The following is a 208-nucleotide window of genomic DNA, read 5'->3' as shown; positions in this document are numbered from 1 at the left end:
GGAAGCCACCTTCACGACGCTCACCGCTGAAGCCCTCACGACGGTCGTCCCGACGGAACCCACCGTCACGACGGTCAGCACCACGGAAGCCACCCTCGCGGCGGTCACCGTCGCGGGAACCACCCTCACGACGGTCGCCACCCCGGAAGCCACCTTCACGACGCTCACCGCTGAAGCCCTCACGACGGTCGTCCCGACGGAACCCACC

The 208-nt window shown here is 69.2% G+C and carries 1 pseudogene; it reads left to right on the top strand.

The features are described from left to right. A pseudogene (locus ACLQ2S_RS27185) lies at positions 1 to 208 on the top strand (hypothetical protein); the annotation flags it as partial.

Origin of the sequence: Micromonospora sp. DT48 (genome assembly GCF_049844495.1) — a bacterium.
Classification (GTDB): Bacteria; Actinomycetota; Actinomycetes; order Mycobacteriales; family Micromonosporaceae; genus Micromonospora.
The sequence above is the reverse complement of the archived record's forward strand: the minus strand, read 5'-3'. Positions and strand labels throughout refer to the sequence as shown.